This window comes from Rhodomicrobium udaipurense JA643 (genome assembly GCF_000636015.1).
In the GTDB taxonomy this organism is placed as follows: domain Bacteria; phylum Pseudomonadota; class Alphaproteobacteria; order Rhizobiales; family Rhodomicrobiaceae; genus Rhodomicrobium; species Rhodomicrobium udaipurense.
Map to the genome: position 1 here is coordinate 1 of NZ_JFZJ01000142.1, position 8,061 is coordinate 8,061.

Here is an 8,061-nt window from a genome sequence, read left to right on the forward strand (position 1 = left end):
CGATGTCGCCCCAGGTATCGAGTTCGATCTTCTCCTCGGCCGCAGGCTCGGCGGGAGCCGGGGCCGGCTTGTCGCCCGCTCGCGCCGACTGCAACGCGATAGATGCCACTGCAATAGACAGAAGACTCGTCAGCACTATTCTGCCATGAAACTCCATAATCCCCTCCCGCGCCGCCCAAGGCGCCTCTCCTGATCCGTCTCCGCCCTTTCCCGGCCGGTCCGCCCATAGACCGGCCAGGTTATTGTTTTTAAGTCGTTTTCCGTCTTAGCGATGCCATCTCGATCCGGACGGCGCGTTCGAGCCGTGGATGTTGGTGTGGCAGTTCTGGCAGGCCTGCCCGACGAGCCGGCGGTTGTTGTTGGCAAGCGTGCCCCCATCGGCGGGCGTAACACCCAGGCCAATAGTACCGGGGTGGAAGCCCCCTGTATGACACCGCTGGCAGAGCCGCTGACGCGCCACCACGAGCAGGCTGTTGTGCATCGAGCCGTGCGGTTCGTGGCAGTTCATGCAGTTCTCGCGAACCGGCGCATGTTCGAACAGGAACGGACCGCGCTTGTCGGCGTGGCACTGATAGCAGGTGTCGTTGACGGTCGCTTCCTTGAGCATCGCCGTTTCCGACGCGCTGCCGTGCGGGTTGTGACAGCTGGAGCAGCTGATCTTGCCCTCAATCATCGGCATGTGAGCGCTGCGAAGGCTCTGCGCGCGGCGATCCTTGTGGCACTGGAAGCAGGTGTCCTGCACAGTGCCCTTCGCCAGCTGGAAGCGCGGCGAGGTCTTGCGCATGACGGTGTGGCAGTCTGTGCAGGCGACGTCGCGCGTCTCGTGCGTGCTGCCCTTCCAGTAGGTGCGGTCGTTCTTCTCGTGGCACTGCAAGCAGACGCCGTTCGTGTCGGCAACTGAGGTGCGCGGATCGGATTTCCGGAACGACCGGATGCCGCCGCCGAGACGACCGCCGCCGCCGTTCACGTGCGCCGATGCGGGGCCGTGGCAGGTTTCGCAATCCATCTTGCCTTTCGGCGTGTCCTTGCCCGCGTGGAAGTTGCGGCCCATGACCGTGAGCTTGAACTCGTCGAACAGATAGGCGTGGCAGACCTTGCAGGGCTCCGAGCCGACGTAATAGCGGCCTTCCGGATCGTCGGCAGCGGGGCGGATCATCTTCGCCTGGCTGTCGGCGGCAGCGGCTGGAGCGGCTTTCGCGGCCGGGACAGATTCCGCGACCATGATCAGATGCTCGGTCTCGGCATCGGCGTTACTGCTGGATCGTTTAGCACCACCGACGAGACCGGCTTCCGGCGTAAACAGCGCATGATTGAGAAGCGCCTTCGCGGGACTCGCCTTCGACGAAGAGATGCCTGCGTGTGGGCTCGCGCCCATCGCCCCATGCGGGCTTTTTGCGCCGTGAGCGCTCTTGGCGCTATGAGCGCCCGCAGGCCCCATACTCGAAACGTCGGGGTGCCCGACCGGAAGCGGCTTTTCGCCCGCTTGAGCCTGCATTGCATACACGAAGACGTCGGAACCGATCGCAGCGGTTTGTCCGGCGGTCGCCTGCCCGCTCGCCATTGCGATCAGAAAGCCTATTGCCGGCAGGGTCCAGATCGCTCGCAGTGGAAGGCGCAAACGCCTCCGCTCCGGCTCTCCACTCGAAGAGCCGGCCAAAATAGAGAAAAACATTACGCCCCCTCCTTGCCCATTTCTGCACGCGCGGACCGGATTGAGAAGCGGCCCGTTGTCGCTTGTATATTGCGCGCGCAAGCCAGATTATTACGAAGGAGCAATCAGATGCGCAAGAAGGCTTTCGCTCGTTCTTTAGACGTTGGAACGGTTATAAATAAAAGGCGGAGCCTATGTTGCAGTATCGCAACAAAATTACAAACGGGAGCAACATTGCGCAATGAGAAATTATACCTTAGATTTGCATAAACTATTTATGCTCAATCTTGAATTGCAGAAAAACGGTTTTCCGGCCGACGAATGAGGCGACCCGGGGCTGGGTTAGAAGTCTGGGATATCGAATCACCTCGCGACGAGCGCCGCCGCCCGCTCAAGAAGCGGATAGCCGGTTCGCGGAAGAAAGCGGTTTCTCGCGATGGTGAAAAGCGCCGCTCAGATTGCGGCGATGCGCGACCGGATCATACGCTATCGGGCGTTCGCGGGCGCGACGTCCTCGATGTGGAACTCGATGCGGCTCTTGCCGCCCCACTCGTCGCGCTCGATGCGGCCCGCCACGTGGCAGGCGAGGTCGCGACCGGCGGCGAGCGCCGCGCCGATCTCCGTTTGCACCGCGCGGAAGGCGACGGCGCTGATCTGGCTGCCGTCGATGTCCTGAAGCGCAAGGCGAAGATGGCCGCCCGATATCTCCTTGATCATGGTCGGCCGAACGGAGGCGAGGCTGAAACGCGGGGCGGGATTGCCCTGCCCATAAGGCCCGGCCGCCTCAAGCTGCGCGCAAAAATCGAGCGTCGCCGCGCGGGGCTTCAGCACGCCGTCGATGGCTAACTCGGGAGCAGCACTTGCCACGCGATAGGCGGGGTCGAGCGCCGCGCGCAGGAAGGCCGCCAGTTCGTGCAGCCGCGCCGTATCTACGGTGATGCCTGCCGCCATGGTGTGGCCGCCGCCCTTCTTCGCGACGCCAGCTTCCACGGCGCCGCGCACGGCTGCGCCGATGTCGACACCCGACACCGAACGCGCGGAGCCGGTGGACTCGCCCGCGTCCTCGTCCTGCGAGAAGATGAGGCACGGCCGTTGAAATCGTTCGGTGAGGCGGCTCGCGGCAAGCCCGACAAGCCCCTTATGCCAGCTGGGCGAACCGGCGATGATGATCGGCGCGGACGGATCTTCCATTAACGTGCGGTCGGCCCATGCGGCGGCCTCCTCGACGGTCTTGATTTCGATCTCGCGGCGCTCGCGGTTGAGCCGGTCGAGCGTCTCGGCGATGCGGCGCGTCTCGATATCGTCCTCGGAGGCCAGCAGCCGCGCGCCAAGGCTCGCGTCGCCGATGCGCCCGCCCGCGTTGATGCGCGGCCCGAGCACGAAGCCGAGCGTATAGGGCGATGGCGGCTTGTTCACACCTGCCGCATCGGCCAGCGCGCGCAGGCCCGGATTGCGGCGATTGCGGAGCACCTTCAGCCCCTGCACCACGAAAGCACGGTTGACACCCGAGAGCGGCACCACGTCGCAAACCGTCGCCAGCGCAACGATGTCGAGCCAGCCGAGCAGGTCCGGCGCGGGCGATTTCGCGTAGGCGCCTTTCGCGCGCAGCCGCCGCTGGGCCGCGACACATAGAAGAAAGGTCACGCCCGCCGCGCAGAGGTGCCCCTGCCCCGACAGGCAGTCCTGCCGGTTCGGGTTCACCACGGCATGCGCGACCGGGAGTTCCTCGTTCACCTGATGATGGTCCACCACAACCACCCCGACACCGCGCTTCGCCGCGACGTCGAGCGCCTCGAAGCTGGTGGAGCCGCAGTCCACCGTCACGATGAGCTGCGCGCCATCTTCGATGAGCTGCGCGATAGCGGGGCCGTTCGGGCCGTAGCCCTCGGTGATGCGGTCGGGAATATAGATGCGGGCGTCGAGGCCGTGCCACGCGAGGAAGCGCTTCAGCAGCGCGGAGGACGACGCGCCGTCCACATCGTAGTCGCCGAAGATGGCGATGCGCTCGCCCGTCTCGATAGCGCGCGCGATGCGGTCGGCGGCTTTGTCCATGTCGGTGAAGGTGGACGGGTCGGGGCAGAGCGCGCGCAGCGTCGGGTTCAGCACGTCGGCCACGTCGTCGAGCGAGACGCCGCGCGCGGCCAGGATGCGGCCAACGATTTCGGGCAAATTATGGCGCTGCGCGATCGCCGCCGCGATGTGGGCATCTTGTGGCGCGAGGCGCTCGATCCATTTCAGCCCGCGCGCCGAGCGCTCCACGCCGAGGAAAGCCGATTGCGCGCGGGGTTGCTGTAACGGCAGGGACAGGGGACGCACTCGCAATGCTCCATCTTGACTTGGAGCATGAGCGTATCCGATTCGTTCGTCGTGAAACCGGCGTGAAACAAAAACGGCGGCCGTTTTCCACGGTTGTTCTCTTAGGTCAGCTTGCGTTAATCGACCGCGTCCGATGTTACGGTACAAGGCTGTAGGCGATCAGCCCGCCAGCGCCGCGAAGCCGCGTTGGAGGTCGCGCTTAAGGTCGCTCACGTCTTCGAGGCCGATGTGAAGGCGCAGCGCCGGGCCGTCTTCTTGCCATTTCGTCGCCGTGCGCGAGTGCGCGCAGTCGAACGGCACGATGAGGCTTTCGTAGCCGCCCCACGAATAGCCCATGCCGAAAAGGCGAAGCGCATTGAGGAAGCGCCGCACGGCTTCCTTCGGCTGCGGCTTCAGGACGATGGTGAACAGCCCGCTCGATCCGAGGAAGTCGCGCTTCCAGAGTTCGTGGCCGGGACAGTCGGGCAGCGCAGGGTGGAGGACGCGGGCAACTTCGGGGCGCGTGCCGAGCCACTCCGCCATCGCGAGCGCGGAGGCTTGATGCTGCTTCAGCCGCACAGGGAGCGTGCGAAGCCCGCGCAGTGCGAGGAATGCGTCCTCACCGTTCACGCAAAGGCCGAGCGCCTCATGCGTGGCGGCCACCGCCGGAGCCGTCGCGGCGTCGCAGGTGATCGCGCCGAGCAGCGCATCCGCGTGGCCGACGATATATTTCGTCGCCGCCTGCACGGAGATGTTCACGCCGTGGTCGAATGCGCGGAAGAAAATCGGCGTCGCCCATGTATTGTCGATTGCGACAGGCACATTCCGCCCGCGCGCGGCGGCGCAGATGGCGGGGATGTCCTGCACCTCGAAGGTCTGCGAGCCGGGCGATTCGGTGAAGACGAGCTTCGTGTTCGGTCGGATCAGCGCCGCGATCCCGCCGCCGATCAACGGATCGTAATATTCCACCTCCACGCCAAGCCGCTTCAGCACCTTGCCCGCGAAGCGCCGCGTCGGGAAATAGACGCTGTCGGTGATGAGGATATGCCCGCCGGCTTCCGCGAAGGCGAGCAGCAGCGTCGATACGGCGGAGAGGCCCGACGGCGCGAGGAAGGTTCTGGCGCCGCCTTCGAGCTTCGCCAGCGCCTCTTCGAGCGCGCGGGTGGTCGGGTTCGACGGACGCCCGTAAGTATAGGGAATGTCGTGCGACTCGAGGCTCTCGGCGTTCGGATAGAGCACGGTCGAGCCGCGATAGACGGGCATGTTCACGAAGCCGAAATAGCGCTGCGGGTCGCGGCCAAGCTGCGTCGCCTGCGTCTCGACGGAAATATCCTCGTCGCTTCCGTGTTCGCCTGTCATGTCGCCTCGCGTCGCCAAAGTCCTTTGTTCACACCATTCCGATGGAGCGTCAAGTTACGCACCGCCCGTGTTTTGCCTTAATGCTGCCAAGTCAAGGACATCAGCCTGACCGAAACCCCGCAGGGAGCCTCGAACCAGGAGACAGGATGAAGCGCTACGGAACTCTATATTGCGCTCTTGCCCTCATGTTTTTTTGCACTGGCGCGCGCGCGGGCACGCTCGACGACGTCAGGGCGCGGGGCAAGCTGAATTGTGGCGTGACGCAGGGGCTCGCGGGCTTCTCGTCGGCGGACGCGAGTGGCAACTGGGCGGGCCTCGATGTCGATTTCTGCCGCGCGGTCGCCGCCGCCATTTTCGACGACCCGTCGAAGGTGAATTTCGTGCCGCTGTCCTCCAAGCAGCGCTTCACGGCGCTTCAGTCAGGCGAGATCGACGTGCTGTCGCGCGTCTCGACCTGGACGATGCAGAACGACACGGCGCTCGGCATCAGCTTCGTCGGCGTGATCTATCATGACGGTCAAGGTCTGATGGTGCGCAAGAAGCTCGAAGTGCAAAGCGCGCTCGAACTCTCCGGCGCGGAGGTCTGCACCAATACCGGCACGACGACCGAACTCAACATCGCCGATTTCTTCCGCTCGCGCTCAATGCCTTACAGAATCGTGGCGTTCGAGAAGTCGGACGAGGCGCTAAAGGCTTATGAGGCCGAGCGCTGCGACGTGTATTCCACCGATGCGTCGAGCCTGTCGGCGCAGCGGGTCAAACTCGCGCAGCCCGAAGAGCACGTAATTCTGCCGGACCTCATTTCGAAGGAGCCGCTCGCCCCCGCCGTGCGCCAGAACGATCCGCAATGGGAAAGTCTCGTGCGCTGGACGCTGTTCGCGCTCATCAACGCGGAAGAACTCGCGGTGACGAAAGACAATGCGGACAAGCTTTCCCGCACTGACGCCGCTCCCGGCGTGCGGCGGCTGCTCGGCGCGGAGAGCGATTACGGCAGGGCGCTCGGTCTCGACAAGGACTGGGCGCTGAAGGCCATCCGCGCAGTTGGCAATTACGGCGATATTTTCGACCGCAATCTCGGCCAGCAAAGCCCGCTCAAGATCGAGCGCGGCTTGAACAAGCTCTGGAACAACGGCGGCATCCTGTTCGCGCCGCCTGTGCGCTAACACCATGGAAGAAACGGGACGCGCGGCACGCTTCTGGATACAGGCCGCGCTCCTTGCCGCGGTGGCGGCGCTTGCCGGATGGCTCGTCTTCACCGCGTGGACGAACATCGGGCGGCTGCCGGTGCATTTCGGCCTCGGTTTCCTGTCGGAGCCAGCGGGCTTCGGCGTGCTGCAAACGCTGATCCCGTTCGACGAGAAATCCACTTATGGCCGCGCGTTCATGGTCGGCCTGCTCAATACGCTGCTGGTTGCGGCCATCGGCATCGCGCTCGCCACTGTCATCGGCTTCAGCGTGGGCGTTGCGCGGCTCGCACCGAACAGGCTGCTTCGCGCCGTCGCAGCGGGATATGTCGAACTGTTCCGTAATCTGCCGCTGCTGCTGATCCTGTTCTTCTTCTACTTCGGCGTATTGCGCCAGTTGCCTCCGCCGCGCCAGAGCTTCGAGTTCGGCGGCGTGATTCTCAACAATCGCGGACTGTTCTTGCCCGATCCAGCAGGCGGCGGCTGGCTCGTACTCGCGGCACTGGCACTCCTGGCAGCGGCGCTGGCTTTGAAATCGCGGTGGCGGATTTTCGCGGGCGTGGGCGCGGCGATCGCGCTGGTCTCGGCGCTCGCGATGACGCACATCGTCTGGCCTGAAGCGCGCGGACTTTCGGTCTCGGGCGGCCTGCGTCTCATCCCCGAATTTGTCGCGCTCGTCGCCGCGCTCGCGATTTACACGGCCGCCTATATCGCCGAGATCGTACGCGCAGGCATACAATCGGTCGCGCGCGGACAGGGACAGGCCGCCGCCGCGCTCGGGCTGACCGGCTTGCAGGCGATGCGCTTCGTCGTTCTCCCGCAGGCGCTGCGCCTCGTTGTGCCGCCGCTCACGAGCCAATATCTGAACCTCACCAAGAATTCCTCGCTCGCCGTCGCAATCGCCTACCCCGACCTCGTGTCGATCTTCGCTGGAACGACGCTCGCGCAGACTGGGCAGGCGGTGGAGATCATGGCGCTGACCATGGGCGTCTATCTCACGTTGTCTCTCGCCACGGCCGCGCTTCTCAACTGGCAGAACGCGAGGGTGCGCGCATGACGACTTCCGATGCGCCGCCGCTGGCTGCCACTACGCCAGCGTTTCGCCGATTGCTCGGGCGCGCGGTCAACGCCGCCGTGACGCTCACGCTCGGCGTGGCGCTAGCCTTCGTGGCTTATGGCGCGCTGTCGTTCCTGATATTCGGCGCGGCGTGGAGCGGCGATGTCTCGGCCTGCCGGGCTACCGAAGGCGCGTGCTGGCCGTTCGTCGGCGCGAAGCTGAAGCAGTTCGTGTTCGGCCGTTATCCTGATGACGAGCTCTGGCGCGCCGCCGCCGCGATGCTGCTTCCGCCCGCGCTTTTGCTCGCGGCGTTCCTCGCGCGCCGCCGCTTCGGACTGGCCGGTTTCGCCGCCGCTGTGGTGCTCGGGTTGCCGCTCGCGTTCCTGCTCGTCGCGGGCGATGGCGTCCTGCTGGCCCCCGTCTCGACCGACTTGTGGGGCGGCCTTACGCTGACGCTGCTCGTCTCCTACACCGGCATCGCGGCGTCGCTGCCGCTCGGCATCGTGCTCGCGCTG

Annotated in this window: 5 protein-coding genes and 1 pseudogene; 3 read left to right on the top strand and 3 right to left on the bottom strand. The window is 65.1% G+C overall.

Annotated elements, in window-relative coordinates; all coding sequences use genetic code 11:
* Positions 1 to 265: 265 nt before the first annotated feature.
* The 3 genes from T281_RS14965 to metC all read right to left on the bottom strand — a co-directional run bounded on the left by T281_RS14965 (position 266) and on the right by metC (position 5,305).
* Positions 266 to 1,672, bottom strand: a complete 1,407-nt coding sequence (locus T281_RS14965; RefSeq protein ID WP_037241105.1) for a DmsE family decaheme c-type cytochrome — start codon at positions 1,670 to 1,672, stop codon at positions 266 to 268.
* Positions 1,673 to 2,137: 465 nt separating this feature from the next.
* The gene (gene recJ / locus T281_RS14970) at positions 2,138 to 3,967 is read right to left on the bottom strand and encodes a single-stranded-DNA-specific exonuclease RecJ (protein ID WP_052037551.1); all 1,830 of its coding nucleotides are present in this window, start codon (positions 3,965 to 3,967) and stop codon (positions 2,138 to 2,140) included.
* A 159-nt stretch (positions 3,968 to 4,126) separates the two neighbouring features.
* On the bottom strand, positions 4,127 to 5,305 hold the full coding sequence (gene metC, locus T281_RS14975; RefSeq protein WP_037241108.1) for a cystathionine beta-lyase: 1,179 nt from the start codon (positions 5,303 to 5,305) through the stop codon (positions 4,127 to 4,129).
* Between the two features lie 146 nt (positions 5,306 to 5,451).
* Between metC and T281_RS14980 the strand changes: the two genes are divergently transcribed.
* From T281_RS14980 to T281_RS14990, 3 genes and pseudogenes are all read left to right on the top strand, one after another.
* Positions 5,452 to 6,468 carry an amino acid ABC transporter substrate-binding protein gene (locus T281_RS14980; RefSeq protein WP_037241110.1) on the top strand — a complete coding sequence of 339 codons (1,017 nt, stop codon included), beginning with the start codon at positions 5,452 to 5,454 and terminating at the stop codon, positions 6,466 to 6,468.
* 4 nt (positions 6,469 to 6,472) lie between these two features.
* Entirely contained in the window at positions 6,473 to 7,546 is a 1,074-nt protein-coding gene (locus T281_RS14985) for an amino acid ABC transporter permease (RefSeq protein ID WP_052037552.1), read from the top strand.
* A pseudogene (locus T281_RS14990) lies at positions 7,543 to 8,061 on the top strand (amino acid ABC transporter permease); the annotation flags it as partial. The gene T281_RS14985 and the pseudogene T281_RS14990, both read left to right, overlap by 4 nt.

What these genes read in the sequence shown, in the direction of transcription:
- T281_RS14985 (WP_052037552.1), top strand. Translation starts at nt 6,473, where the DNA reads ATGGAAGAAACGGGACGCGCGGCACGCTTCTGGATACAGGCCGCGCTC.
- T281_RS14980 (WP_037241110.1), top strand. Translation starts at nt 5,452, where the DNA reads ATGAAGCGCTACGGAACTCTATATTGCGCTCTTGCCCTCATGTTTTTT.
- metC (WP_037241108.1), bottom strand. Translation starts at nt 5,305, where the DNA reads ATGACAGGCGAACACGGAAGCGACGAGGATATTTCCGTCGAGACGCAG.
- T281_RS14965 (WP_037241105.1), bottom strand. Translation starts at nt 1,672, where the DNA reads ATGTTTTTCTCTATTTTGGCCGGCTCTTCGAGTGGAGAGCCGGAGCGG.